The sequence below is a fragment of the Roseomonas sp. 18066 genome (assembly GCF_902706185.1).
GTDB lineage: Bacteria > Pseudomonadota > Alphaproteobacteria > Acetobacterales > Acetobacteraceae > Pseudoroseomonas.
Map to the genome: position 1 here is coordinate 1 of NZ_CACSJM010000039.1, position 25,311 is coordinate 25,311.

The following is a 25,311-nucleotide window of genomic DNA, read 5'->3' on the forward strand; positions in this document are numbered from 1 at the left end:
GGTCCGGGGGCGGAGCCCCCGGTCTTTACCCTTCAGCTTCGGCCTAAAAACTTCTCAAACGCGGCGAGGGTCGCATCCGACACGTGGTGCTCGATGCCTTCCGCGTCGATCTCGGCCACCTCGGGGGGCACGCCCAGGGCTTTCAGCACGTCGACCACCACCCGGTGGCGGGCGCGGACCTCGTTGGCCAAAGCGTGGCCGGCGGCGGTCAGGAAGACGCCGCGATAGGGCTTGGAATGGGCCAGGCCTTCGCGCTTCAGCCGGGCGATGGTCTTGATCGCCGTCGCATGCGACACGCCCAGGCGGCGGGCGATGTCGGTCGGGCGTGCTTCGCCGGTGCTGCTCAGCAGGTCGTCGATCAGCTCGACATAGTCCTGCATCAGCGCGCTGGCGCGGGCGGTGCGCGCGGAGGCATGCCGCGCGGCTTCCTGCGCTTCCGTCATCTCCGCCTCGTCCTGCTCCATGCCGCGCTCCCGGTCTCGTGCGCCGCCTCTAGCATCCGCCAAGCTACAGCGCAAAATGTAGGGTAAGCTACATTTTGTTATGCGATTCCTAATATACTGTTATCGGGACGGAAATTGCCCTCAGGCGGCGCGGCGGGCGCGGCGCTGCTGGCGCAGCACGTCCTCGATCCAGCTGTCCAGCCGCTCGGTCTCGGTCTCCGCCTCGACCAGGTCGGGATAGGCCTGGGGGAAGCGCAGCGCCAGCCAGCGCCAGGCGACCAGGCGCTTGTGCACCTTCTCGCAGCGCTGCAGCTCCTCGCCCGAGGCGCGGTCCGGCGGCGGCAGGCGCCCGGCCAGCGGCGGCCGCACGGCATGGCCGTTGCCATGGTCGACGGCCCAGCGCGCCAGGCGGGTGATGCCGTTGTCGCGCTCGTCGACCGGGCACATGGCATAGGTCCAGCGGTCCATCAGCGACAGGCCGGCGATGCCGTCGATCGCCGAGCCGATCGCCATCTGCTGCGTCATGTCGGCCAAGCGGTAGTTCGGGTCGTCCTTGCGCAGCACCGCGCGCTTGATGCGGGCCAGCACGCCGAACAGGCTGTCGGAGCCGATCTCGGCGGCGACATTGGCGATGATATCGGCATCCGGCTGCACCTGGGGGCGCAGCTCGGCCGGCGGCGCGGGGGGCGCCTCCAGCATGGTCTTGACGAAGCCCGGGTCGCCGGCGCCGGCCAGCACCGCGACCACGCCGCCCTCATGGTGGCCGAAGCGCCCGGCGCGGCCGCCGATCTGCTTGACCTCCTGGCTGTTCAGCTCGCGCCGCTCCTCGCCGTCGAACTTGCGCAGGGTGGAGAAGACCACGCGGCGGATCGGCAGGTTCAGCCCCATGCCGATGGCGTCGGTGGCGACCAGGATATCGGCGTCGCCGGAGCGGAAGCGGGCGGCCTCGGCGCGGCGCACCTCGGGCGACAGCGCGCCATAGACCACGGCGACGCGGCGGCCGCGCGCCACCAGCCCCTCGCGCAGGTCCATCACGTCGCGGCGGGAGAAGGCGACCAGCGCGTCGCCGGTCTTCAGGTCGCCGGCATGCAGGGGCGTGGTGGAGGCATGCAGCGGGCCCTTCCGCTCCAGCGTGATCTCCTCGACCTCGTCGCCGCAGAGCTGGGCGATGCGCTTGACCATGGGCACGCATTCGGGGGCGCCCAGCACATAGACCTCGCGCGCGGGGACGCCCATCAGGGCGGCGGTCCAGGCGGCGCCGCGGTCGCGGTCGTGCAGCAGCTGCGCCTCGTCGATGATCGCGACATCGACCGGCATGTGGAAGGGGCACATCTCCACGGTCGCGGCCAGATGGCGGCTGCCGGGGGCCAGGATGCGCTCCTCGCCGGTGGACAGCGCCGCCTCGACGCCGCGGGCGGCCAGCGCGTCGCGGAACTCATGCGCCAGCAGGCGCAGCGGGGCGAGCGCCAGCCCGCTCTCGGCCTGGGCCAGGCGGTCCAGCGCGGTGTGGCTCTTGCCGCTGTTGGTCGGGCCGGTGACCAGGATGATGCGGCGGATCAGCGCGCGGGCGGTGGCGAAATGCGCGGCATAGCGGTCGAGCGCCGCGGCGCGGGCCACCGCGGCATTGGCGGCCTTGCCGCCGCGGCCGGCGGCCTCTTCCGCGGCGCGGGCGGCGCGCGGGCTCTGCCGGCCGGCGTCGCGCGGGTCGCGCTCGGCCTGGGCGCGCCAGGCGGCCACGTCGCGGCGCAGCGCGGTGATCTCGGCCGGGTCGAATTCCCAGCGCTCCCGCCCGCCGGGGCCGGGGATGCGGCGCGCCACCGGCAGCAGCCCGGCGCCGGCCCAGCGCAGCGCCTCGCGCTCCGAGCAGCGCAGCAGGGCCGGGATGGCCTCGATGCCGACCAGGCTCTTTTCCCAGGCGCGGAGGCGGGCGACCTCCTCGCGGCGCTTCTCGCGCGCGGCCTTCTCGGCCTGGCGGAATTCCTGGCGCCGGCGCTCCTCGACATGGGCGGCGGCGCGGGAGAAGCGGTCGGTCTCGGTGACGTCCAGCCCATGCGCGCGGGCGACGGCCTGGGCCAGGGCGGCGTGCCGCTCCGGCGACAGGGTGCTGCCGGTGATGTCCTGCAGCTCGGCCTCGACGATTTCCAGCGCGGCGCCGGGGCGGGCGGCGGCCTGGCGCAGGCGGGACTGGACGGCGGCGTCCAGCGCCTGGCGCAGCGCCTCCTCGCCGGCATCGGGGTCGGTCAGGCTGGCGGCGGCGGCATCGGCCTCGGCGCGGCGGACCCAGACCTGGCCGGCGCGGTTGGCCAGGGCCATGGCGGCCGAGGCCCAGGACTTGCGCCGCACCTGGCACAGCGCATCGGCCACCGCGTCGCGGTCGGCCGGCAGGCGGCGGGCCACCAGCCGGGTCAGCTGCGGCATCTCGCGCGGCTCGACCCGCAGGCCCGAGGCCAGGATGGCCGCTTCCGCCGGATGGGCGGGGGCGATGGGGTCGTGATGCGTCACAGTGATGAAAGTCCCGGAAAAGGCATGTTGCGCCGCAGCCTTACCGGAAAACACCCCGCGAAAGCCAATGTTGCGGTGCAGGATCAGACATGCTGGCCGCCATTGATGTGGATTTCGGCGCCGTTGATGTAGGAGCTGGCCTCGCTGCACAGGAAGTGGATGGTCTCCGCCACCTCCCGCGGGTCGCCCAGGCGCGCCATCGGCACCAGGTCCTGCACCAGCGCGTCGGTGCCCGGCGACAGGATGGAGGTGGCGATCTCGCCCGGCGCGATGGCATTGGCGCGCACCCCGCGCGGGCCGAATTCATGGGCGAATTCCCGGGTCAGCGCCGCCAGCCCGGCCTTCGAGGCGGCATAGGCGACGCCGGCGAAGGGATGCACGCGCGAGCCCGCGATCGAGGTGACGTTGACGATGGCGCCCTTCGCCGCCTCCAGCTCCGGCAGCAGAGCGCGGGCCAGCAGGGAGGTGGAGACCAGGTTGACGTTCAGCACCCGGGTCCAGGTCTCGGCATCGCTCTCCTGCACGCCCAGCCGGCTGCCGCCCGGGCCCTTGGGCGAGATGCCGGCATTGTTCACCAGCGCATGCAGCCGGCCCCCCGGCAGGCGCAGCCGCACCTCGGCCGCCAGCCGGTCGATATCGTCGATATCGGCCAGATCCGCCTGGATATGCCCGTCGCCGGCGCCCGGCCAGGGACAGGCCAGGTCGAAAGGCTGGCGCGAGACGGTCAACACCCGCCAGCCACGCTCGCCGAACAGCTTCACCGTGGCATGGCCGATGCCGCGGCTGGCGCCGGTCAGCAGGAGATAGCGAGCGGTGTCGGTCATGGTGGCCTTTGGGAGCAGAGACAAAGCGATTGTAAGGCAGGGGGAGGCAAGCGCCAGGGGCTCCGCCCCTGGACCCCGCCGGGGGGATAGTATCCCCCCGGACCCCGCCATCTGTTGGCACCATGAGGCCTGAGGCGGGACGCCAAATGAATGTGGGGGTCTGGGGGCATTCAATGCCCCCAGATTCTTCTCTTACGATCGCTTCTCTTTTCTCAGTCCACCACCGCCGAATAGCTCAGCACCCGCAGTTCCCGCCGGATCGGATAGGTCGAGGACGGCGTCATCTGCGTCAGCAGGATCACCGCCATCTCCTCCGCCGGGTCGATCCAGAAGGCGGTCGACGCCGCGCCGCCCCAGGCGAACTCGCCGGGCGTGCCGGTGATCTGGGCGCGTGCCGGGTTCAGCATCACCGAGAAGCCCAGGCCGAAGCCGATGCCCTCGGCGGTGGACTCCGACCAGCGCGCCTGGCCCATCGCCGCCATGTCGCCGTTCAGGTGGTTGGCGGTCATCAGCTCCACCGTCTTGCGGCCGAGCAGGCGGGTGCCGTCCAGGATGCCGCGGTTCAGCATCAGCTGGCAGAAGCGCCAGTAGTCGCCGACCGTCGAGACCAGCCCGCCGCCGCCCGAGCAGACCCGCGGGGCGGTCAGGAAGCGGCTGCTGGCGGGGTCGTCGATCAGCGCCAGCCCGCCGTCCGGCGAACGGGCGTAGTTGGCGGCGAAGCGCGGGCGCTGCGCCTCGGTGACGTGGAAATCCGTCTCCCGCATGCCGAGCGGGCGCAGCACCCGCTCGCGCAGGAAGGCGTCGAAGGCCTGGCCGGAGATCACCGCGACCAGGTGGCCGATCACGTCGGTCGAGACGCTGTAGTTCCAGGCGGTGCCGGGCTGGGCGATCAGCGGCAGCGCGGCGAGCCGCCCCACCACCTCGCCCAGGCTGGCTTCCGCCGTCTGGAAGTCGACGCCGCGCTCCCGGTACAGCCCGTCGACCAGGGTCGATTGCATGAAGCCATAGGTCAGGCCGGAGGTATGCGTCAGCAGGTCGCGGAAGGTGATGTCGCGCACCGCCGGCACCGTGTCGACCTTGCCGCGGGCGCCGCCCACGGCCACCCGCATGTCGCGGAATTCCGGCAGGAAGCGGGTGATGGCGTCGTCGAGCTGGAAGCGCCCTTCCTCGTAGAGCATCAGCAGCGCCAGGCTCGTCAGCGGCTTGGTCATCGAATAGATGCGCAGCACCGTGTCGGCCGCCATCTTCGTGCCGCGCTCGACATCGGCCAGGCCCGTGCTGTGCAGATGCGCGACCTGGCCGCGCCGCGCCACCAGGGTGGTGATGCCGGGCAGGCGCCCGCTGGCCACCCAGCCATCCGCCCAGTCGGCGATGCGGCCCAGGCGCTGGGGGCAGAGGCCGACGGCCTCGGGGCTGGTCAGGATCATGCGGCGCATCCGTCTGTCGAAACCCGCCGATCCTGGCGCCGACGGCGCGCCGCGTCGAGGGGCCCGGGGGATGACCGCTTGTCCATGATTTTACATGGTTGAATGGCGTTCGGCATATTGAATGGCTGGCGCCCCGGGTCTAGCCTCCCGGCCAAGGCCGCGAAGGCCAGGGGCGCGGTCACCGGCGCCCACCAGGAAACAGTCGGGCAGGGCCGGTCGCAGTTCCGCGTCGCTGCCCCCGGGAAGGGAATGCGCCGTTGCCTGATACGCGCCTGCCGCCACCCCATTCGACCGCGGAAGCCGCGCTGCCGATGGGCACGCTGTCGGCCCTGCTGACGCCGCGCTCGGTGGCGGTGATCGGCGCCTCGGCGGATGCCGCGCGCATCGGCGGCCGGCCGATCGCCTATATGAAGGAGCTCGGCTTCCAGGGGACCATCCTGCCGGTCAATCCGAAGCGGGACGAGATCCAGGGGTTGCCGGCCTATGCCAGCATCGCGGCGATGCCGGAGGTGCCGGATGTGGCCATCATCGCCGTGCCCGCGGCGGCGGCCGGGCTCGCGGTGCAGGAGCTGGCGCAGCGCGGCGTCAAGGCGGCGATCATGTTCAGCGCCGGCTTCGCCGAGATGGGCGCCGAGGGCGAGATCGCCCAGGCCGCCATGGTGGCCGATGCCAAGGCGCATGGCATGCGGCTGCTGGGGCCCAACTGCCTCGGGCTGTTCAATGCCCGCACCGGCTTCTACGGCACCTTCACCAGCAGCCTGGAGCGCGGCTCGCCCAAGCCCGGGCCGATCGGCATCGCCAGCCAGTCCGGCGCCTATGGCATGCATGTCTTCGGCCTGGCGCGCGATTTCGGCCTGGGCCTGTCCTGCGTGGTGACCACGGGCAACGAGGCCGACCTGAATGTCGGCCATATGATCGGCTGGATGGCGCAGGACCCGCAGACCGAGGTCATCGCCGCCTATGCCGAGGGCATCCGCGACGCCGACAGCTTCCTGGCAGCGCTCGAGCTGGCGCGGAAGAACCGCAAGCCGGTGGTGCTGATGAAGGTCGGGCGCAGTGCGGTGGGCAGTGCTGCCGCCAAGTCGCACACCGCCTCCATCGCCGGCGACGACGCGGTGACCGATGCGGTGCTGGCCGAGTTCGGCGTGGTCCGCGCCCGCACCACCGAGGAGATGCTGGACATCGCGCGCCTGGCCACCCGGAAGATCTATCCGGTCGGCAACACGCTGGGGGTGCTGACCATCAGCGGCGGCGCCGGCGTGCTGATTTCCGATGCCGCCGAGGCCTCCGGCCTGCCGATGCCCGAGATGCCGCAGGCAGCGCAGCAGGCCCTGCGCGACGCGCTGCCCTTCTGCGCGCCGCAGAACCCGGTGGATTGCACCGCCCAGGCGCTGAACGACCTTTCTCTCGTTGGCACCTTTGCCAAGGCGCTGGTGGAGGAGGGCGGCTATTCCTCCATTCTTTCGTTCTTCACCCATGCGGGGGGTGCCGCTTCCGTGGCGCCGCGGCTGCGGTCCGAATTGGCGGCGGTGCGCGCGGCGCATCCCGACCGGCTTTTCGTCCTGTCGGTGCTGGCCGACCCGCCGCTGGTGCGCCAGTTCGAGGAGGACGGCTTCACCGTCTTCGAGGACCCGTCCCGCGCGGTGACCGCCATCCAGGCCATGGGCCGCTACGGCGACTCCTTTGCGGCCGCCGCCGCGGTGCCGCCGCCGGGGCTGCCCGCCTTCACCCTGCCGGCGACGACGCCGAGCGAGGCCGAGGCCAAGCGCATCCTGGCTGCCGCCGGCATCCCCGCCGCGCCCGAGGAAGCCTGCCCGACCGTCGAGGCCGCGGTGGCGGCGGCGGAGCGCATCGGCTTCCCGGTGGTGCTGAAGATTCTTTCCGCGGATATCCTGCACAAATCCGAGATTGGCGGCGTGCTGCTCAACGTTTCCGACGTTGCCGCCGTGCGTGACGGCTTCGCCCTGCTGCTGCAGCGGGCCAAGAGCGCCGCCCCGGCCGCGCGGATCGAAGGCGTGCTGGTGGCCAGGCAGCTGTCGGGCGGCGTCGAATGCATCCTGGGCGTGCATCGCGACCCGGTCTTCGGCCCCGTCGCCATGTTCGGCCTGGGCGGCATCTTCGTCGAGATTCTGAAAGACGTTTCCTTCCGCCGCTGCCCCTTCGGCGAGGCGGAAGCCGAAGCGATGATCCGCTCGATCAAGGGCGCGCCGCTGCTGCTCGGCGCCCGTGGCCGGCCGCCCGCCGATATCGGCGCGCTGAAGAAGATGCTGTCGCGGCTGTCGGTCTTCGCGGCCCAGGCCGGGCCGAATCTCGCCGGCATCGACCTCAACCCCGTCTTCGCCATGCCCGACGGGCAGGGCGCCTTCGCCGCCGATGCGGTGATCGACATCGCGGAGGATGCCGCATGATCGACTATGACAAGCTGCTGAACTTCAAGATCCCCGAGGTGCGGCAGACCCTGACCGCGCGGGACGCCGTCTTCTACGCCCTGTCGATCGGCTTCGGCCAGGACCCGATGGATGCGCGGCAGCTGCCCTATGTGGCGACGCATAAGGGCCCGGCGGTGGTGCCGGCGATGGCGGTGGTGATCGGCCATCCCGGCTTCTGGGCCGCCGATCCGGCGACCGGCATCGATGCGGTGAAGGTGGTGCATGGCGAGCAGCGCATCACCCTGCACGCTCCGCTGCCGGCCTCCGGCGAGGTGATCGGCCGCACCCGCGTCACCGGCCTGGTCGACAAGGGCGAGGGGAAAGGCGCCCTGCTGTATTCCGAGAAGGAAATCACCGACGCGGCGACGGGCAAGCTGCTGGCCACCACCGGCAGCACCACCTTCCTGCGCGGCGATGGCGGCTTCGGCGGGCCCTCCGGCCCGGTGATCCCGCCCAACCCGATGCCGGAGGGCGCGCCGGAGATCGTCGTCGACCTGCCGACCCGGCTGGAGCAGGCCTTCTATTACCGGCTGAACGGCGACGACAACCCGCTGCATATCGACCCGGAGATCGCCGCCAAGGCGGGCTTCCCGCGGCCGATCCTGCACGGGCTGTGCACGCTGGGCGTGGTCACCCATGCCCTGATGCGCGAGCTCGGCGACTACCGCCCCGAGGCGCTGAAGAAATTGTCTCTCAGATTCTCCTCGCCGGTCTATCCGGGCGAGACCATCCGCACCGAGATCTGGAAGAACGGCGCCTTCCGCGCCCGCGTCGTCGAGCGCGACGTGGTCGTGGTCAACAACGGCCATGCGGAATTCGCGGCATGAGCGCGGTGATGGAGCCCGAGGATCGCGCGGAATCGATCCGCATGATCCGCGACAGCGCCGCCGGCCTGGCGCCACGCGGCGGCGACCGCAAGCGGATCCGCGAGCTGCGCTTCCAGGCGCCCGGCTATGATGCCGGCGTGCTGCGCCAGATGGGCGAGCAGGGCTGGATCGGGTTGCTGGTGCCGGAAGAGGCGGGCGGCGCCGGCCTCGGCCTGTCCGAATACGTGGCACTGGTGGAAGAGCTCGGCGCCGCGCTGGTGCCGGAGCCGCTGGTCGCCGCGACCCTGTCCGCCCGCCTGCTGGCCGCCGCCGGCGCGCCGCTGGACGATGTGCTGGGCGGCGACAGGCTGCTGCTGACCGCCTGGCAGGAGAAGCCGGGCAGCCTGTCGGTGCCGGCCACCCCGGGCGGCGCGCGCGTGTTCCTGCCGATGGCCGGGGGCGCCGCTGGCTTCCTGGTGCCGGTCGCCGGGCGCGGGCTGCTGCTGCAGTCGGCCGAGGGCGCCGACCTGACGCTGGAGCCGACCCAGGATGGCGGCGCCTTCGGCACGCTGCGCCCGGCCGAGCGCGGCGAGGTGCTGAAGCTCGACCCCGCCGTGCTGGAAGATGCGCTGGACGAGGCGGCGCTGGGCACCGCGGCCTATCTGCTGGGCGTCATGGACCAGGCTTTTGCGCTGACGCTCGACTACCTGAAGACGCGCCAGCAATTCGGCAAGCCGATCGGCAGCTTCCAGGCGCTGCAGCACCGCGCGGCCGACCTGAAGATCCAGATCGCCCTGACGCGGGCCAGCATTGAGGCCGCGGCGGCGCTGGCCGATCGCGGCGCGCCGCGGGCGCAGCGCCAGGCGGCGATCTCGCGCGCCAAGGCGCGGGCGGCCGATGCGGCGCTGCTGGTGACGCGCCAGGCGGTGCAGCTGCATGGCGGCATCGGCTATACCGACGAGGCCGATATCGGCCTCTATCTGCGCAAGGTGATGGTGCTGGCCAGCCAGTTCGGCAGCGCCGGGCTGCACCGCCGCCGCTTCGCGGCCCAGGCGCCGGAGGAAGAGGCATGACCGACCACAACGCGCTGTCCGACGACGATTTCCGCGCCGAGGTGCGCCGCTTCGTCGAAGGCAGCTACCCGGCCCATCTGCGCAACCCGCCGCACCGCCTGCATTGGCAGGAGGGCGAGGAATGGTTCCGCATCCTGCAGCAGAAGGGCTGGGTCGCGCCGGGCTGGCCGGTCGAGCTGGGCGGCATGGGGCTCGACGCCTCGAAGCAGATCATCCTGATCGAGGAATATGAGCGCCACGGCGTGGCGCGCCTGCCCGACCATGGCGTGATCATGCTGGGCCCGCTGCTGATCCGCTTCGGCACCGACGCGCAGCGCGCGACCTTCCTGCCGAAGATCCTGGCCGGCGAGCATGTCTGGTGCCAGGGCTATTCCGAGCCCGGCGCCGGCTCCGACCTGGCCTCGCTGCGCACCGAGGCGGTGCTGGAGGGCGACCACTACGTCGTCAACGGCCAGAAGATCTGGACCACGCTCGCCACCGACGCCAACTGGATCTTCTGCCTGGTTCGCACGGACAAGAGCGGGAAAAAGCAGGAAGGAATTTCCTTCCTGCTGATCGACATGGCGACGCCGGGCGTTACCGTGCGGCCGATCATCAACCTCGGCCTGCATGACGAGTTCTGCGAGGTCTTCTTCGACAATGTCCGCGTGCCGGCCGAGAACCTCGTCGGCGCGGTGAACAAGGGCTGGAGCATGGCCAAGGCCCTGCTCGGCTTCGAGCGCATCTTCCTCGGCTCGCCGCGGCAGTCGGGCTACGCCCTGGCGCGGCTGAAGACGCTGGCCGAGCGGATGGGCGTCTTCGAGGAACCGGATTTCCAGGACCGCTATATCCGGCTGCGCTGCGACCTCGAGGACCACAAGGCGCTGTACGAAAGCTTCGTCGCCATCCTACGGCGCGGCGAGACGCTGGGCCCGGATGTCTCGATGCTGAAGCTGCACCAGTCCGACCTGTTCCAGCGCATCACCGAGCTGATGCTGGAGATCGCCGGCGAGAATGCGGGGCTGCTGAAGCCGATGGAGGGCAATCGTGACCTGCATCCCTCCGGCCAGTTCATCGAGGCGCGGCCGACCACCATCTATGGCGGCAGCTCGGAAATCCAGCGCGGCATCCTGGCCAAGAATGTGCTGGGCCTGCCGGGCTGACCGCCGTCACCGTTCCAAAGCCGTAGCAGCAGAAGGAAGATCAGGTTGAGCATCCGAGGCAAGGCCTGCATCGTCGGCGCCTATGAGCATCCGACGCGCAAGGCCGAAGACAAGAGCGTCGCGCAGCTGCATGCGGAGGTCGCCCTCGGCGCGCTGCGCGATGCCGGGCTGACGCGGGCCGATGTGGACGGGTATTTCTGCGCCGGCGACGCGCCCGGCATGGGCCCGCTGAGCATGGCCGACTACATCGGGCTGAACCGGCTGACGCATTACGATTCGACCGATGTCGGCGGCTGCTCCTACCTGATGCATGTGGCGCATGCGGCGGAAGCCATCGCCATGGGCAAGTGCAAGGTGGCGCTGATCACGCTGGCCGGCCGCCCGCGCTCCGAGGGTGTCGCCACCGGCACGGCGCCGCGCCCGGGCGACCCGCGCCAGCCCGACGTGCAGTTCGAATTCCCCTTCGGCCCGGCGATCGCCAACATGTACGCCATGTGCGCGCAGCGGCACATGTACGAGTATGGCACGACGTCGGAGCAGCTGGCCTGGATCAAGGTCGCCGCCAGCCATCATGCGCAGCACAATGAGCATGCGATGCTGCGCAAGGTGGTCACCGTCGAGGATGTGGTGAACTCGCCGCTGGTGGCCGACCCGCTGCACCGCCTCGACTGCTGCGTCATCAGCGATGGCGGCGGCGCGCTGGTGGTGACCAGCCCGGAGATCGCGCGGACGCTGAAGCGGCCGATCGTCAATATCCGCGGCACCGGCGAGGCGATCAAGCATGTCGATGGCGGCCGCATCGACCTGACCTATACCGGCGCCCGCTATGCCGGCGCCCGCGCCTTCGAGATGGCGGGCGTGAAGCCGGCCGACATCAAGTATGCCAGCATCTATGACAGCTTCACCATCACCGTGCTGATGCAGCTGGAAGACCTCGGCTTCTGCGAGAAGGGGCAGGGCGGCAAGTTCGTCTCGGACGGCAACCTGATCGCCGGCGTCGGCAAGCTGCCCTTCAACACCGATGGCGGCGGGCTGTGCAACAACCACCCGGCCAATCGCGGCGGCATCACCAAGGTGATCGAGGCGGTGCGGCAGCTGCGCGGCGAGGCGCATCCGGCCGTGCAGGTGAAGAATTGCGACCTGGCGGTGGCGCATGGCACGGGCGGCTCGCTCGGCACGCGGCACGGCAGCGCCACCCTGGTGCTGGAGAGGGGCTGAGCCATGACCGAGACCCGCATTCCCCCGGCGCCGACTCCCGATCCCTCGACCCAGAAGTTCTGGGACGCGGCGAGGCAGGGCACGCTGCTGATCGGCCGCAACAGCAAGACCGGCAAGACGCATTACCCGCCGCGCCCGGTCTGCCCCTTCGACGACGAGGGCGAGGTCGAATACGTGGCCGCCAAGGGCACCGGCACCATCTACAGCTTCAGCATCATGCGGGCGAAGGTGCCCTATGCCATCGCCTATGTGGAGCTGGACGAGGGGCCGCGGATGATGACCAACATCATCGGCACGCCGTTCGAGAGCATCCGCATCGGCCAGAAGGTGAAGCTGCAGTTCCAGCCGACCGCCGATGACGGCGCGCCGGTGCCGATGTTCACCCCGGCCTGAGCCTGACGATGCGGGGGCGTCGCCTGCGGCGCCCCCTTCCGCCTGCGAACGAGGAAACGAGACAATGATGCTTGAAGGCAAGGTCGCCATCGTCACCGGCGCCGGCGGCGGGATCGGGCGCGAGATCGCGCTGGCCATGGCGCTGGCGGGCGCCAAGGTGGTGGTCAACGACATCGGCGCCTCGCTGACCGGCGAGGGCGAGACCTCGGCGACACCCGGCGAGCAGACCAAGAACATCATCGAGCAGCGCGGCGGCCAGGCGGTGACCAACACCGACAGCGTCTCCGACTGGGACAGCGCGCGCAACATCGTCAAGACGGCGATCGACGCCTTCGGCCGCGTCGACATCGTGGTCAACAATGCCGGCATCCTGCGCGACCAGATCTTCCACAAGACCTCGGCAGAAGAGTGGCTCGCGGTCATCAACGTGCATCTGAACGGCAGCTTCTTCGTCTCGCGCGCGGCGGCGGAGCATTTCCGGGCGCAGGGCTCGGGCGCCTATGTGCACATGACCTCGACCTCCGGCCTGATCGGGAATTTCGGCCAGGCGAATTATTCGGCGGCCAAGCTCGGGGTGGCGGCGCTGTCGAAGTCGATCGCGCTGGACATGCAGCGTTTCGGCGTGCGGTCCAACTGCATCGCGCCTTTCGCCTGGAGCCGGATGACGAGCTCGATCCCGGCCGAGACGCCGGAGCAGAAGGCCCGCGTCGAGAAGCTGAAGCGGATGACGCCGGAGAAGAACGCGCCGCTGGCGGTGTTCCTGGCGAGCGATGCCGCGAAGGACGTGAATGGCCAGATCTTCGCCGCCCGCAACAACGAGCTGTTCCTGTTCAGCCAGCCGCGCCCGGTGCGCAGCGCGCATCGTTCGGAGGGTTGGACCCCCGAGCTGATCGCCGAGCATGCGCTGCCCAGCTTCAAGGCCGCGTTCGTGGCCCTCGAGCGCAGCGGCGATGTCTTTTCCTGGGATCCTGTCTAATCTGACAGAAAGAAGATGGGGGTCCGGGGGAATTCCTTCCCCCGGCCTTTTTCAAGTGGGAGCAGCGCCGATGGGCATCACCCAGGACTTGTCCGTGTTCGCGTCCGGCCTCCGCCTGGAGGCGCTGCCGCCCGAGGTGGTGGCGCGCGCGCGCGACCTGGTGCTCGACCTCGTCGGCAATATCGTCCGTGCCCGGCATGAGGCGGAGAGCACGCCGGCGCTGCTGGCCGCGGTGAAGGCGCTGGGGCTGGACCATGGCAGCGCCCGGGTCTTCGCCGATCCCGCCACCTACAGCCCGGCCGGCGCCGTGCTGATCAACGCCACGCTGGGCCATTCGCTGGATTTCGACGACACCCATGCGGTCGCCGTGGTGCATCCCGGCGCGCCGGTGATCCCGGCCGCGATCGCCGCCGGCGAGCTGGTCGGCGCCTCGGGGGCGGAGGTGCTGGCGGGCATCGTCGCCGGCTACGAGGTGGCGCTGCGGCTGGCGCTGGCGCTGCCGGCGGGGGCGCATTACGACCGCGGCTTCCACCCCTCCGCCACCTGCGGCGCCTTCGGCGCGGCGGCGGCGGCGGCGCGGGTCTTCGGGCTGGATGCGGCGGGGATGGCGTCGGCGCTGGGTATCGCGCTGAGCCAGAGCGCGGGCAGCCTGCAGTTCCTGGCCAATGGCGCCTGGACCAAGCGGTTCCAGGTGGGCTGGGCGGGGATGTCGGGCTTCGCCGCGGCGACGCTGGCGCGGGAGGGCTTCAAGGGCGCGTCGGAGGCCATCGAGGGCAAGCACGGCTTCCTCAACGCCTATGCCCCGGCGCCGCAGCCGGCGCGCGTGCTGCAGGATCTGGGCCAGGTGTGGGAGCTGATGCTGACGGGGGTGAAGCCCTATCCGTCCTGCCGCTGGGGCCATGCCGGGATCGACGCGGCGCTGGCGCTGCGGGCGGAGCTGGGCCTCGAGGCCAGCGAGATCGAAGGCGCCACCCTGGGCATCTCGCGGGCGGGGATGCTGCTGGTGGGGTCGCCGGCCGAGCGCAAGGCGAACCCGACCAATATCGTCGACGGGCAGTTCAGCGGGCCCTTCGTCATCGCCACCGCCCTGGCCACCGGGCAGATGGGCTGGGACAGTTATGCCCAGCTTCAGGACCCGGCGCGGAAAGCGCTGATGCAGAAGATCACCTGCGAGAACGACCCGGAGATCGAAGCCGAATTCCCGGCCAATATGTCCGGCAAGCTGACCGTGCGGGCGCGGGGAAAAACCTTCACCCGCACGGTGATCGTGCCGAAGGGCGAGCCCGAGAATTTCCTGACCGATGACGAGCTGCGCGCCAAGTTCGGCGGGCTGGCCGATGCGGTGCTGGGGGCCGATGCGGCCGCTGCCCTGGCCGAGACCATCGCGCGGATGGACCGGTTGAACGACGTCTCCGCGCTGCTGCGCAGCCCCGCCGAAGCCGCCTGAAAGATCGCATGATGGACCAGACCGACAACCATGCCGAAATCCGCGCCGAGGTGGCGAAGCTCTGCGCCCGCTTCCCCGGCGAATACTGGCGCAAGCTGGACGAGGTGCGCGGCTACCCAACCGAGTTCGTCAACGCCCTGACCGAGGCCGGCTGGCTGGCGGCGCTGATCCCGGAGGAGTTCGGCGGCTCGGGCCTGCCGCTGTCGGCGGCGGCGGCGATCCTGGAGGAGGTGCAGCGCCAGGGCTGCAACGGTGCCGCCTGCCACGCGCAGATGTACATCATGGGCACCATCCTGCGGCACGGCAACGACCGGCAGAAGGCCGAGTACCTGCCGAAGATCGCCAGCGGCGAGCTGCGGCTGCAGGCCTTCGGCGTGACCGAGCCGACCAGCGGCACCGACACCACGGCGCTGCGCACGGTGGCGAAGCGCGAGGGCGACAAGTACATCGTCAACGGCCAGAAGATCTGGACGTCGCGGGCCGAGCATTCCGACCTGATGCTGCTGCTGGCGCGCACCACGCCGCGCGACCAGGTGACGAAGAAGACCGAAGGGCTGTCGACCTTCATCGTCGACATGCGCACGGTGCTGGGCAAGGGCCTGACCATCCGGCCGATCCGCACCATGATGAACCACAATTCCTGCGAGGTCTTTTTCGACAACATGGAGGTGCCGGCGGAGAACCTGGTCGGCGTCGAAGGCAAGGGTTTCCGCTACATCCTGGACGGGATGAATGCCGAGCGGCTGCTGATCGCGGCGGAATGCATCGGCGACGCCAAGTGGTTCATCGAGAAGTCGGTCGGCTACGCCAAGGAGCGCGTGCTGTTCGGCCGGCCGATCGGGCAGAACCAGGGCGTGCAGTTCCCGATCGCGCGGGCCTATGCGCAGATGCGCGCGGCCGAGGCCATCGTGCAGAAGGGGCTGGAGAAGTTCGAGGCCGGGGTGAACCCGGGCGAGGAAGCGAACATGGGCAAGATGCTGGCCGCCGAGGCCAGCTGGGCCGCCGGCGAGGCCTGCGTGCAGACCCATGGCGGCTTCGGCTTCGCGGAAGAATACGACATCGAACGAAAGTTCCGCGAGACGCGGCTGTACCAGGTGGCGCCGATCAGCACCAACCTGATCCTGTCCTATCTGGGCGAGCATGTTCTTGGCATGCCGCGGAGCTATTGAGCATGGTTCCGGGCAAGCCGCTCGCCGGGCTGCTGGTGGTCTCGATGGAGCAGGCGGTGGCGGCGCCCACCTGCTCGGTGAAGCTGGCCGATGCCGGCGCGCGAGTGATCAAGATCGAACGCGCCGAGGGCGATTTCGCCCGCGGCTACGACAAGGCCGCCGCCGGGCAGTCGACCTATTTCGTCTGGCTGAACCGCGGCAAGGAAAGCGTCTGCCTCGACATCAAGCAGGCGGATGACAAGGCGCTGCTGGCGGCCTTGCTGGCCAAGGCGGATGTGTTCATCCAGAACCTCGCCCCCGGCGCCATGGCGCGGGCCGGCTTCGGCAGCGCGGAACTGCGGAAGAAGCATCCGCGGCTGATCACCGTGGATATCTCGGGCTATGGCGAGAGCGGCGACTACGCCACGATGAAGGCCTATGACCTGCTGGTGCAGGCGGAAAGCGCGCTGGCCTCGATCACCGGGCATCCGGCGGGGCCGGGGCGGGTCGGGGTCTCGGTCTGCGACATCGCCTGCGGCACCATGGCGCATGCCGCGGTGCTGGAGGCGCTGATCGAGCGCGGCATCACCGGCGAGGGGAAAGCCATCGGCGTGTCGCTGTTCGACGCCATGGCCGATTGGATGAATGTGCCCCTGCTGTATTTCGAAGGCACGGGGAATGCGCCGCAGCGGCTCGGCCTGGCGCATCCGTCGATCTGTCCCTATGGCGCCTTCGCGACCTCGGACGGGGCGCTGGTGCTGATCTCGATCCAGAACGAGCGGGAGTGGGTGCAGTTCTGCGCCGGCTTCCTGCAGGAGCCCGATCTGCCGCAGCGCGAAGGCTTCCGCAGCAATGTCGAGCGCGTGGCGCATCGGCCGGAAGTGGATGCGCATGTCGCCGCCGTCTTCGCCACGCTGACGCGGGATGACTGCGCGCAGCGGCTGCGGGCGTCGAACACCGCCTTTGGCTTCGTCAACGACCTGCCGGCGCTGGCGGCGCATCCGGCGCTGCGGCGGCTGGTGGTGCAGACGCCGAATGGCGAGGTGGCGATGGCCGCGCCCGCCGCGCGTCTCGACGGCGCGCCGCGGGAGTATGGCGCGGTGCCGGCGCTGGGGGCGCAGACCGAGGCGGTGCGGCGGGAATTCGCCGCCAGCTGAGGAAACGAAGGAAAGCAAAATGGATTTTGCGGCGAGCGCGGAGCAGGACGCGCTGCGCGAGGCGATCGCGCGGCTGTGCCAGGGGTTCGGCGACGACTACTGGCTGGCGCGCGACACCGACGGGCGCTTTCCCGCGGAATTCCACCAGGCGCTGGCCAGGGATGGGTGGCTGGGCGTCTGCATGCCGGCTGAGCTCGGCGGCGCCGGGCTCGGCATCACCGAAGCCGCGATCATGATGCGGACCATCGCCGAATCAGGGGCCGGGATGACCGGCGCCTCGGCGGTACATATGAACATCTTCGGGCTGAACCCCGTCGTGGTCTTCGGCAATGACGCGCAGAAGGCGCGGATGCTGCCGCCGCTGATCGCCGGGACGGAGCAGGCCTGCTTCGCGGTGACGGAGCCGAACACCGGCCTCGACACGACGCAGCTGCGGACGCGGGCGGAGAAGCGCGGCGACCACTATGTCGTGCATGGGCAGAAGGTGTGGATCTCGACGGCGCAGGTCGCCGAGAAAGTGCTGCTGCTGGCGCGCACCACGCCGATCGAGCAGGTGGCGAAGCGCACCCAGGGGCTGAGCCTGTTCTACACCACGCTGGACCGGGCGAAGGTGCAGGTGCGGGAAATCCCGAAGATGGGGCGCAAGGCGGTCGATTCGAACGAGCTGTTCTTCGACGGGCTGGAAGTGCCCGAGGCCGACCGCATCGGCGAGGAGGGGCGCGGCTTCGACTATATCCTGCACGGGTTGAACCCCGAGCGGATCCTGATCGCCGCGGAGGCGGTGGGGTTGGGCGTGGTCGCGCTGCAGCGGGCGACCGCCTATGCCAAGGAGCGGCGGGTGTTCGGGCGCGCCATCGGGCAGAACCAGGCGATCCAGCATCCTTTGGCCGAGAGCTGGATGGAGCTGGAGGCGGCCTGGCTGATGGTGATGAAGGCGGCCTGGCGCTACGACCAGGGCCTGTCCTGCGGCGCCGAGGCTAACGCGGCGAAGTACCTGGCCGCCGAGGCCGGCTTCAAGGCCTGCACCCAGGCGGTGATGACGCATGGCGGCTTCGGCTATGCGCGCGAGTACCATGTGGAGCGTTATCTGCGGGAGGTGATGATCCCGCGCATCGCGCCGGTGAGTCCGCAGCTGGTGTTGTGTTTCATCGCGGAGAAGGTTTTGGGCCTGCCGAAATCTTACTGAAGGCGGGGTCCGGGGGGATACTATCCCCCCGGCCTTCTCTTCCTACCCGGCATCCAGCTGAAGACCCTCCTTCTTCAGCACTTCCCCCCACTTCTCCGTCTCGGTCCTGACGAAGCCCGCGTATTGGGCTGGCGTCCCATAGGAGGGCACGCCCCCCATCTCGGCGAATCGCTTCTGGGTTTCGGGCAGGTCGAGCAGGGCTTTGATCTCGGCGTTCAGCGCGTTGACGATGGGATCGGGCGTGCCCGCCGGCAGGAAGGCGCCGAACCAGGAGTTCACCTCGTAGTGGGCAAGCTCGGCCTGGGTCTCGCGCATGGCGGGCAGCTCGGGCAGCTGCGGGTTGCGCTCGGCGCTGGTGACGCCCAGCGCGCGGACGCGGCCGGCGCGGACCTGCTCGACGGCGCTGGTCAGGTTGTCGAAGCTGAACTGCACGTCGCCGGCGACGAGGGCGACCATGGCCGGGCCGGCGCCGCGGTAGTGGACGGCGGTGGCCTGGGTGCCGGTCAGCTGGTGGTACCAGACGGCCGAGAGATGCGGCGACTGGCCGAGGCCGGGGGTGCCGTAGGACAGCTTGCCCGGGTTGGCGCGGAGATAGGCCAGAAATTCCTGGGGGGTGTGGACGGGCAGGGAGGGATGGACCACCAGCACGTTCGGCCCGCGGATCATGTTGGAGACGGGCAGCAGCTGGTCGGCGCGGTAGGTCAGGTTGCGGAACAGCGAATAGGCGATGGCCTGGGGCCCGATATTGCCCAGCAGGATGGTGTGGCCGTCGGGGCGGCTGCGGGCGACCTCGGCGCTGCCCAGGGTGCCGCCGGCGCCGGACTTGTTGTCGACGACGGCGTTCTGGCCCCAGCGCTGCGACAGATGGGCGGCCAGCAGGCGGCCCATGATGTCGGTGGTGCCGGCGGCGGCGGCGGGGACGACGACGCGGACGGTCTGGGTTGGCCGCCAGCCTTCCTGCTGGGGCGCCTGGGCGAAGGCTTTCGGCGCCAGGCCGAGGCCGACGGCCAGGACGGGCAGCCGGCGGCGCGGGATGGTGAGCATGCTGTCTTCCCTCGGGACGTGGCCGCCTTGGGCGGTCCGGTTCGTGCGGGGAAGTTGAGCCGAAGCCGCGCCGGCTGTCATTCCAAAAAGGGAATGCTATTCCGTATTGCGCATGTCGCCGCGGCGGGGGAACAGCGCCTTGCCGGTGAAGGCGGCCACATCCCGCAGCTCCTCGCCCAGGCGCGGGAAGACCTCGGGCGGGTGCTGGCCGGCGATGGTGATGCCGGACAGGCCGAAGCGCGGCTGGCCGTGCTGGTCGGGCACCAGGGCGGCGATGGTGATCAGCCCGCGATAGAGCTGGCTGTTGTCCAGGCTCCAGCCGCTGCGGCGGCTTTCCTCGACATCGGCCAGATAGGCCTCGAAGCTGGGCGGCGACTGCCAGCGGAGGCCGGCGAAGCGGCGGCGCAGCTCGTCCACCGGCAGGTCCAGGGCGGCGGCGACGCAGCGGCCGACGGCGCCGACCAGCATCGGCAGGCGCAGCCCCTCGCGCATCTCGACGCGGACGGCGGTGTGGCTGTGGGCGCGGTCGATCAGGACGATGTGGCCGTCCTCGGTGACGCGCCACAGCACGATCAGCATATCGTAGTTCAGCGCCAGCCGCTCCAGCTCCGGGCGGATCAGCTGGGCGTGGCTGACGCCGATCAGGCCGGCGGCGAGCTCGGCCACGGCCAGGCCCAGGGTGTAGGTCTTGTCGCTGTCGCGGAAGGCGGCGAAGCGGGCGCGGGTCAGGGTGCGCAGGATGTTGAAGCAGGTGCTGGGGCTGATGCCGGTGCCGCGCGCCACGGCGGCGACGCCGAGCGGCCCGGTGGCGCCGGCCAGGTGCTGCAGGATGCGGATGGCGTGGATCACGGCGCCGACGTCGCGCTGCGTGGCGGGATCTTTGTCGGGAGATGGGGCGGGGGTTGGGGCCAGGTTGTCCATTCGATATCCCGATTGATTTCCCGTATGCGGAATGTAGCCTGCCTGCCCAGAAGAAGGAAACGCCGGCATGAACGAGCCATCCCCCCCGCGGCTGATCGAGGAACGCGACGGCGCCGTGCTGGTGCTGACGCTGGACTATGCGGCGCGGCGCAATGCGCTGGCCCCGGCGTTGCGTGCCGAGATGGCGCGGGTGCTGGACCGCGTCGAAGGCGATCGCGAGATCCGCGCCGTGGTGGTGCAGGGCGCGGGCGGCACCTTCTGCTCCGGCGGCGACCTGTCGGGGATGGATGTGGGCAGCGTGCTGGCGGGGCGGGAGCGGCTGCGCCCGGCGCATCAGGTGATCCGCCTGCTGGTGGCCGGCTCCAAGCCGGTGGTGGCCGCCGTCGAGGGCTGGGCGGCGGGCGCCGGCCTGTCGCTGGCCTGCGCCTGCGACACGGTGGTGGCGGCCGAGGATGCGCGCTTCACGGCCGCCTTCGGCAAGGTCGGGCTGATGGCCGATCTGGGCCTGGCGCATACCCTGCCGCGCCGTGTCGGCCATGCGAAGGCGCGCCAGATCCTGCTGTATGGCGAGCCGATCGACGCGGCGCAGGCGCTGGCGATGGGTCTGGCCGATGCCGTGGTGCCGAAGGGCCAGGCCTTCGCCGCCGCGATGGACAGGGCGCGCCTCCTGGCGGGGCAGGCGCCGGCGGCCGTGGCGCTGACCAAGCAGATGCTGGCCGAGGGGCTGGACCGCGCGCTGGAGCAGGAGACGCATTACCAGTCGCTGCTGTTCCTGACCGCCGACCATGCCGAGGGCAAGGCGGCCTTCTTCGGCAAGCGGGCGCCGCAGTTTACCGGAACATAGGCGCGGCCCCGGCAAGGCCGCCGGTTCATCCTGGCGTGAAGAACATCGCCGCCGCGTGATTGTCGCGGCGCGCGGCCGCGACGTTGAGGCACCGCGCGCGGCCCTGCGCGAAAATCCCCCGTGGTAAAACCGTCCGGCCGGCCGGCAGAAGCTCCGTCGCGCGCTGTTCCAGGACGGAAGGGGGCTTCGCGACCATGGCGACGATCATCGGGACGGGGGTGGCCAACACGCTGACCGGCACGGCGCTGGACGACACCCTCCAGGGGCTGGGCGGCAACGACGTCATCGATGGCGGGCTGGGCGCCGATATCCTGTCCGGCGGCACAGGCGACGACATCCTGGTCGGCGGCCGCGGCGCCGACACGCTGCATGGCGGCACCGGCAACGACATCTTCCGCTATCGCGCCGTGGCCGAGATGCATCTCGACCGCATCATGGACTTTTCTCTCGGCGACCGGGTCGATCTCAGCGGGCTGGGGCTCAGCTTCCTCGGCGAGCGCGCCTTCACCGGCGCCGGCATGGAGCTGCGCATCGCCTATCTGGGCGGCGCGACGCTGCTGCAGGTCGATGTCAGCGGGCTGGGCGCGGTGGAGCGGCAGCTCAGCATCAATGGCATCCAGCGCCTGGTCGAGACCGCCGGCGGCTCCGGCATCCTGGTCGCCGCCCCGCCGCTGGCCCTGGTCGGCACCGCGGCCGCCGACACCCTGACCGGCGGCGCCGGGGATGACCGGCTGTCGGGGCTGGGCGGCGCCGACACGCTGGAGGGCGGCGCCGGCAATGACGTGCTGGCCGGCGGCGAGGGCAACGACCTGCTGGTCGGCGGCGCCGGGGCCGACACGCTGCTGGGCGGGCCGGGCAACGACCTCTACCGCTACCGCGCCAACAACGAGTTCGACGGCGACCGGCTGGTCGATTTCGGCGAGGGCGACCGCATCGATTTCAGCGGGCTGACCAGCCTGGCCTATATCGCCGACGAGGCCTTCAGCCGCACCCCCGGCGAGATGCGCCTCAGCGGCAAGTGGCTGCAGCTCGACCTCGATGGCGACGGCGTCGCCGATGCCCAGGCCTGGATTTCCGGCGGCGGCATGCTGGTGGAGACCAGCCCGGGGTCGCGCGTGCTGCTGCGCGCCGGCTCGGTGCAGGTGACCGGCAGCGACAGCACCGAGACGCTGAATGGCGGCGGCGGCGCCGACCGCCTCGACGGCGCCGGCGGCAATGACGCGATCAACGGGCTGGCCGGCGACGACATGCTCTATGGCGGCGCCGGCAACGACACGATCAATGGCGGCAGCGGCCATGACTGGCTGGAAGGCGGGCTGGGCGACGACACCCTGGCCGGCGGCAGCGGCAATGACCGGCTGATCGGCGGCAGCGGCAACGACGTGCTGGTCGGCGGGCTGGGCGCCGACATCCTGCGCGGCGGCAGCGGCAAGGATATTTTCCGCTATGCCAGCGTCGCGGAGCTGGATGGCGACATCATCCGCGACATGGAGGCGGGCGACCTGCTCAGCCTCTCGGCCATGGGGCGCTACAGCTTCATCGGCAATGCCGGCTTCACCGGCGCCGGCATGGAGATCCGCTTCGACGGCGGCACGATGACTGTCGATATCGACGGCGACGGGCTGGCCGATGCGACGGCGGCCATCGACACCGGCGGCAAGCTGCTGGAAGGCCAGGTGGCGGGGTCGCTGACCCTGATCGTGGCGCAGGACCGCATCCTGAACGGCACCGCCGCCGCCAATACCCTGACCGGCGGCGCCGGGCAGGACACGATCTCCGGCCTCGACGGCGACGACACGCTGATCGGCGGCGCCGGCAACGACACGCTGCGCGGCGGCAACGGCAATGACACGCTGCGCGGCGGCAGCGGCGGCGACACGCTGGAAGGCGGGCTGGGCTTCGACATCTTCGTCGTCGAGCCCGACCGCGGCCTGTTCAACACCGACACCATCCTCGACTTCAGCAGCGCCGACACGCTGGCCCTGACCGCCTTCTGGGCGCTGACCTGGCTGGGCGACAACCCCTTCAGCGGCGCCCGGCCGGAGGCGCGGCAGGTGCGCACCAGCCTCGGCCTGCGCATCGACATCGACGCCGATGGCGACGGCCTGGCCGAGCAGACGGTGTTCCTGACCGGCAGCGGCGCGCTGCGCGAAAGCGCCACCGGGTCGCGCCTGCTGACCCTGGCGCCGGCGCGGCTGCTGACCGGCGACGCGGCGGCCAATATCCTGATCGGCGATGCCGCCGACGACGTGCTGGTCGGGCTGGAGGGCGCCGACACCCTGGTCGGCTGGGGCGGCAACGACCGGCTGGAGGGCGGCCCCGGCGGCGACACGCTGCGCGGCGAGACCGGCGACGACATCCTGATCGGCGGCGCCGACAACGACATGCTGATCGGCGGGCTGGGCCGCGACCTGCTGACCGGCGGCAGCGGCGCCGATATCTTCCGCTTCAAGTCGGTCGCCGAGATCGGCCTGCTGGAAGACCGCATCACCGACCTGATGCCGGAGGACCGCATCGACCTGTCGCTGATCGACGACCTGCGCTTCACCGATGGCGGCTTCACCGGCCTCGCCGGCCAGGTGGTGGTGCTGGATGCCTGGCAGGGCCGCGACCTGGGCTGGACCTTCCTGGCGATCGACGCCGATGGCGACGGCCAGGCCGATGCCGTGCTGTCGATGGATGGCGACTTCGCGCTGGAGGAGGTGACCGCCGGCACCGAGATCCTGCGCCGCGTCGCCGACCTGGTGCTCGATGGCGGCATCGGCAATGACGGGCTGACCGGCCGCGCCGGGCGCGACACCCTGTCGGGGCTCGACGGCAACGACGTGCTGAACGGGCTGGGCGGCGACGACCTGCTGCGCGGCGGCGCCGGCCATGACACGCTGCTGGGCGGGTCGGGCCACGACGTGCTGCAGGGCGACGACGGCAACGACACGCTGAATGGCAGCGCCGGCAACGACACGCTGCGCGGCGGCGCCGGCAATGACACGCTGGTCGGCGGGCTGGGCGCCGACCTGCTCAGCGGCGGCGCCGGCAACGACATCTTCAAATACGCCTCCGCCGCCGAGATGGCGGGCGACACCATCGCCGATTTCGCGGCCGGCGATTTTCTCGACCTCGCGGCGCTCGGGGCGCGCTTCCTGGGCGACGGCGCCTTCGCCGCCGACGGCACGGCGCAGCTGCGCGTCTGGCAGCTGGGCGTCACCTGGCTGGCGGTGGACAGCGACGGCGACGGCCGCGCGGACGCCACGCTCAGCCTCGCCGGCAGCGTGCCGCTGGAAGAAAGCTTCACCGGCTCCGGCATCTATCGCCGCGTCGCCGACCTGGTGCTGACCGGCACCGCCGCCGCCGAGACGCTGCAGGGCCAGGCCGGCAACGACGTGCTGGCCGGGGCGGGCGGCGACGACATCCTGCTGGGCGCCGGCGGCAACGACATCCTCGATGGCGGCGCCGGCAACGACACGCTGAATGGCGGCCCGGGCAGCGATATCCTGACCGGGGGGCTCGGCAATGACAGCTTCGTTTGGAGCCAGCCGGAGCTGCTGGGCAGCTTCACCGACACCATCGTCGATCTCGGCGTCGGCGACCGCATCGACCTTTCCGCCCTGGGCGGCCGCTTCCTCGGCGCCACGGCCTTCTCGGCCGGCGGCGAGGCGGAAATCCGCCAGAACGGCAGCAGCCTGCTGGTCGACTGGAATGGCGACGGCTTCACCGATGGCGCGATCCAGGTGACCGGCCTCGCCGGGCTGCTGGAGGAAACCGCGCCCGGCATCTTCCAGCTTCCCGCGCCGCTGACCCTGTCGGGCACCAGCGGCGCCGATGTGCTGACCGGTGGCGGCAATGCCGACACCATCAATGGCCAGGGCGGCAACGACATCATCGCCGGCGGCGGTGGCGACGACCTGCTGCTCGGCGGCAGCGGCAACGACATGCTGCTGGGCGGCGAGGGGCATGACCGGCTGGTCGGCGGCCCCGGCACCGACATCATGACCGGCGGCGCGGGCAATGACCGCTTCATCTTCAGCGAGGGCGATGTCGGGCTGGGCAGCGCCCGCGACGTCATCACCGATTTCAACGCTTCCGCCTATGTCGACCAGCTCGACCTCTCGGGCATCGATGCCGACCTGACCCAGGTGGGCGACCAGGCTTTTGTCCTGTCGCCCACCGGCAGCATCACCGGCGCCGGCCAGCTGGTCTTCGGCAATGGCATCCTCTACGGCAATGTCGATGCCGACCTGGCGCCGGATTTCGAGATCGCGCTGACCGGCGTCACCAGCCTGGCCAGCTACAATTTCTGGGCGCTCTAGGGTCCGGTCCAGCCTGTGCTTGGA

Annotated in this window: 20 protein-coding genes; 13 read left to right on the forward strand and 7 right to left on the reverse strand. The window is 70.7% G+C overall.

Features of this window, described 5'->3' with window-relative positions:
* Positions 1 to 32: 32 nt before the first annotated feature.
* The 4 genes from mntR to GVN67_RS10310 form a co-directional block, all read right to left on the reverse strand.
* A complete protein-coding gene (gene mntR / locus GVN67_RS10295; RefSeq protein WP_159995490.1) occupies positions 33 to 464 on the reverse strand; it encodes a manganese-binding transcriptional regulator MntR in 432 nt (143 codons plus the stop codon).
* A 120-nt stretch (positions 465 to 584) separates the two neighbouring features.
* A complete protein-coding gene (locus tag GVN67_RS10300; RefSeq protein ID WP_235035221.1) occupies positions 585 to 2,945 on the reverse strand; it encodes a helicase-related protein in 2,361 nt (786 codons plus the stop codon).
* Between the two features lie 83 nt (positions 2,946 to 3,028).
* Positions 3,029 to 3,769: an SDR family oxidoreductase gene (locus GVN67_RS10305; protein WP_159995492.1), complete on the reverse strand. Its 741-nt coding sequence runs from the start codon at positions 3,767 to 3,769 to the stop codon at positions 3,029 to 3,031.
* A gap of 212 nt (positions 3,770 to 3,981) precedes the next feature.
* Entirely contained in the window at positions 3,982 to 5,196 is a 1,215-nt protein-coding gene (locus tag GVN67_RS10310) for a serine hydrolase (protein ID WP_235035222.1), read from the reverse strand.
* 257 nt (positions 5,197 to 5,453) lie between these two features.
* On the opposite strand from GVN67_RS10310, the gene GVN67_RS10315 reads away from it, so the two are divergent.
* The 11 genes from GVN67_RS10315 to GVN67_RS10365 all read left to right on the forward strand — a co-directional run bounded on the left by GVN67_RS10315 (position 5,454) and on the right by GVN67_RS10365 (position 18,171).
* Positions 5,454 to 7,604, forward strand: a complete 2,151-nt coding sequence (locus tag GVN67_RS10315; RefSeq protein ID WP_159995496.1) for an acetate--CoA ligase family protein — start codon at positions 5,454 to 5,456, stop codon at positions 7,602 to 7,604.
* Complete coding sequence (locus GVN67_RS10320; protein WP_159995498.1) at positions 7,601 to 8,452, forward strand: MaoC/PaaZ C-terminal domain-containing protein; 852 nt, start codon at positions 7,601 to 7,603, stop codon at positions 8,450 to 8,452. Before GVN67_RS10315 ends, GVN67_RS10320 begins: the two co-directional genes overlap by 4 nt.
* The gene (locus GVN67_RS10325; protein WP_159995500.1) at positions 8,449 to 9,504 is read left to right on the forward strand and encodes an acyl-CoA dehydrogenase family protein; all 1,056 of its coding nucleotides are present in this window, start codon (positions 8,449 to 8,451) and stop codon (positions 9,502 to 9,504) included. The genes GVN67_RS10320 and GVN67_RS10325 overlap by 4 nt, the downstream gene beginning before the upstream one ends.
* The gene (locus tag GVN67_RS10330; RefSeq protein ID WP_159995502.1) at positions 9,501 to 10,646 is read left to right on the forward strand and encodes an acyl-CoA dehydrogenase family protein; all 1,146 of its coding nucleotides are present in this window, start codon (positions 9,501 to 9,503) and stop codon (positions 10,644 to 10,646) included. Before GVN67_RS10325 ends, GVN67_RS10330 begins: the two co-directional genes overlap by 4 nt.
* 45 nt (positions 10,647 to 10,691) lie before the next feature.
* Positions 10,692 to 11,864: a thiolase domain-containing protein gene (locus tag GVN67_RS10335; RefSeq protein WP_159995504.1), complete on the forward strand. Its 1,173-nt coding sequence runs from the start codon at positions 10,692 to 10,694 to the stop codon at positions 11,862 to 11,864.
* A gap of 3 nt (positions 11,865 to 11,867) precedes the next feature.
* Positions 11,868 to 12,257 (forward strand): Zn-ribbon domain-containing OB-fold protein, encoded by a 390-nt coding sequence (locus GVN67_RS10340; RefSeq protein WP_159995506.1) that lies wholly within the window; start codon positions 11,868 to 11,870, stop codon positions 12,255 to 12,257.
* A gap of 67 nt (positions 12,258 to 12,324) precedes the next feature.
* Entirely contained in the window at positions 12,325 to 13,233 is a 909-nt protein-coding gene (locus tag GVN67_RS10345; RefSeq protein WP_368667232.1) for an SDR family NAD(P)-dependent oxidoreductase, read from the forward strand.
* A gap of 94 nt (positions 13,234 to 13,327) precedes the next feature.
* Positions 13,328 to 14,680, forward strand: coding sequence for an MmgE/PrpD family protein (locus tag GVN67_RS10350; RefSeq protein WP_235035223.1), 1,353 nt, complete (start codon positions 13,328 to 13,330; stop codon positions 14,678 to 14,680).
* Between the two features lie 8 nt (positions 14,681 to 14,688).
* Entirely contained in the window at positions 14,689 to 15,849 is a 1,161-nt protein-coding gene (locus GVN67_RS10355) for an acyl-CoA dehydrogenase family protein (protein ID WP_159995513.1), read from the forward strand.
* Positions 15,850 to 15,851: 2 nt separating this feature from the next.
* Positions 15,852 to 16,985 (forward strand): CaiB/BaiF CoA-transferase family protein, encoded by a 1,134-nt coding sequence (locus GVN67_RS10360; protein ID WP_159995515.1) that lies wholly within the window; start codon positions 15,852 to 15,854, stop codon positions 16,983 to 16,985.
* A gap of 19 nt (positions 16,986 to 17,004) precedes the next feature.
* A complete protein-coding gene (locus GVN67_RS10365) occupies positions 17,005 to 18,171 on the forward strand; it encodes an acyl-CoA dehydrogenase family protein (RefSeq protein ID WP_159995517.1) in 1,167 nt (388 codons plus the stop codon).
* A 42-nt stretch (positions 18,172 to 18,213) separates the two neighbouring features.
* On the opposite strand, the gene GVN67_RS10370 is transcribed toward GVN67_RS10365, so the two are convergent.
* Together GVN67_RS10370 and GVN67_RS10375 are read right to left on the reverse strand one after the other, a co-directional pair.
* Positions 18,214 to 19,215, reverse strand: a complete 1,002-nt coding sequence (locus GVN67_RS10370; protein WP_159995519.1) for a tripartite tricarboxylate transporter substrate binding protein — start codon at positions 19,213 to 19,215, stop codon at positions 18,214 to 18,216.
* A gap of 96 nt (positions 19,216 to 19,311) precedes the next feature.
* Complete coding sequence (locus GVN67_RS10375; protein ID WP_159995521.1) at positions 19,312 to 20,136, reverse strand: IclR family transcriptional regulator; 825 nt, start codon at positions 20,134 to 20,136, stop codon at positions 19,312 to 19,314.
* A 67-nt stretch (positions 20,137 to 20,203) separates the two neighbouring features.
* Here GVN67_RS10375 and GVN67_RS10380 point away from each other — a divergent pair, with 67 nt between their 5' ends.
* The gene (locus tag GVN67_RS10380) at positions 20,204 to 20,980 is read left to right on the forward strand and encodes an enoyl-CoA hydratase/isomerase family protein (RefSeq protein WP_159995523.1); all 777 of its coding nucleotides are present in this window, start codon (positions 20,204 to 20,206) and stop codon (positions 20,978 to 20,980) included.
* A 25-nt stretch (positions 20,981 to 21,005) separates the two neighbouring features.
* Here the strand turns inward: GVN67_RS10380 and GVN67_RS10385 are convergent, their stop codons facing one another.
* Entirely contained in the window at positions 21,006 to 21,188 is a 183-nt protein-coding gene (locus GVN67_RS10385; RefSeq protein ID WP_159995525.1) for a hypothetical protein, read from the reverse strand.
* Between GVN67_RS10385 and GVN67_RS10390 the strand changes: the two genes are divergently transcribed.
* Positions 21,175 to 25,287: a M10 family metallopeptidase C-terminal domain-containing protein gene (locus GVN67_RS10390; RefSeq protein ID WP_159995527.1), complete on the forward strand. Its 4,113-nt coding sequence runs from the start codon at positions 21,175 to 21,177 to the stop codon at positions 25,285 to 25,287. The two genes, GVN67_RS10385 and GVN67_RS10390, sit on opposite strands and share 14 nt — an antisense overlap.
* Positions 25,288 to 25,311: the final 24 nt, after the last annotated feature.

What these genes read in the sequence shown, in the direction of transcription:
- GVN67_RS10380 (WP_159995523.1), top strand. Translation starts at nt 20,204, where the DNA reads ATGAACGAGCCATCCCCCCCGCGGCTGATCGAGGAACGCGACGGCGCC.
- GVN67_RS10330 (WP_159995502.1), top strand. Translation starts at nt 9,501, where the DNA reads ATGACCGACCACAACGCGCTGTCCGACGACGATTTCCGCGCCGAGGTG.
- GVN67_RS10355 (WP_159995513.1), top strand. Translation starts at nt 14,689, where the DNA reads ATGATGGACCAGACCGACAACCATGCCGAAATCCGCGCCGAGGTGGCG.
- GVN67_RS10360 (WP_159995515.1), top strand. Translation starts at nt 15,852, where the DNA reads ATGGTTCCGGGCAAGCCGCTCGCCGGGCTGCTGGTGGTCTCGATGGAG.
- GVN67_RS10390 (WP_159995527.1), top strand. Translation starts at nt 21,175, where the DNA reads ATGGCGACGATCATCGGGACGGGGGTGGCCAACACGCTGACCGGCACG.
- GVN67_RS10310 (WP_235035222.1), bottom strand. Translation starts at nt 5,196, where the DNA reads ATGATCCTGACCAGCCCCGAGGCCGTCGGCCTCTGCCCCCAGCGCCTG.
- GVN67_RS10345 (WP_368667232.1), top strand. Translation starts at nt 12,325, where the DNA reads ATGCTTGAAGGCAAGGTCGCCATCGTCACCGGCGCCGGCGGCGGGATC.
- GVN67_RS10370 (WP_159995519.1), bottom strand. Translation starts at nt 19,215, where the DNA reads ATGCTCACCATCCCGCGCCGCCGGCTGCCCGTCCTGGCCGTCGGCCTC.
- GVN67_RS10365 (WP_159995517.1), top strand. Translation starts at nt 17,005, where the DNA reads ATGGATTTTGCGGCGAGCGCGGAGCAGGACGCGCTGCGCGAGGCGATC.
- mntR (WP_159995490.1), bottom strand. Translation starts at nt 464, where the DNA reads ATGGAGCAGGACGAGGCGGAGATGACGGAAGCGCAGGAAGCCGCGCGG.
- GVN67_RS10320 (WP_159995498.1), top strand. Translation starts at nt 7,601, where the DNA reads ATGATCGACTATGACAAGCTGCTGAACTTCAAGATCCCCGAGGTGCGG.
- GVN67_RS10325 (WP_159995500.1), top strand. Translation starts at nt 8,449, where the DNA reads ATGAGCGCGGTGATGGAGCCCGAGGATCGCGCGGAATCGATCCGCATG.
- GVN67_RS10385 (WP_159995525.1), bottom strand. Translation starts at nt 21,188, where the DNA reads ATGATCGTCGCCATGGTCGCGAAGCCCCCTTCCGTCCTGGAACAGCGC.
- GVN67_RS10340 (WP_159995506.1), top strand. Translation starts at nt 11,868, where the DNA reads ATGACCGAGACCCGCATTCCCCCGGCGCCGACTCCCGATCCCTCGACC.
- GVN67_RS10375 (WP_159995521.1), bottom strand. Translation starts at nt 20,136, where the DNA reads ATGGACAACCTGGCCCCAACCCCCGCCCCATCTCCCGACAAAGATCCC.
- GVN67_RS10305 (WP_159995492.1), bottom strand. Translation starts at nt 3,769, where the DNA reads ATGACCGACACCGCTCGCTATCTCCTGCTGACCGGCGCCAGCCGCGGC.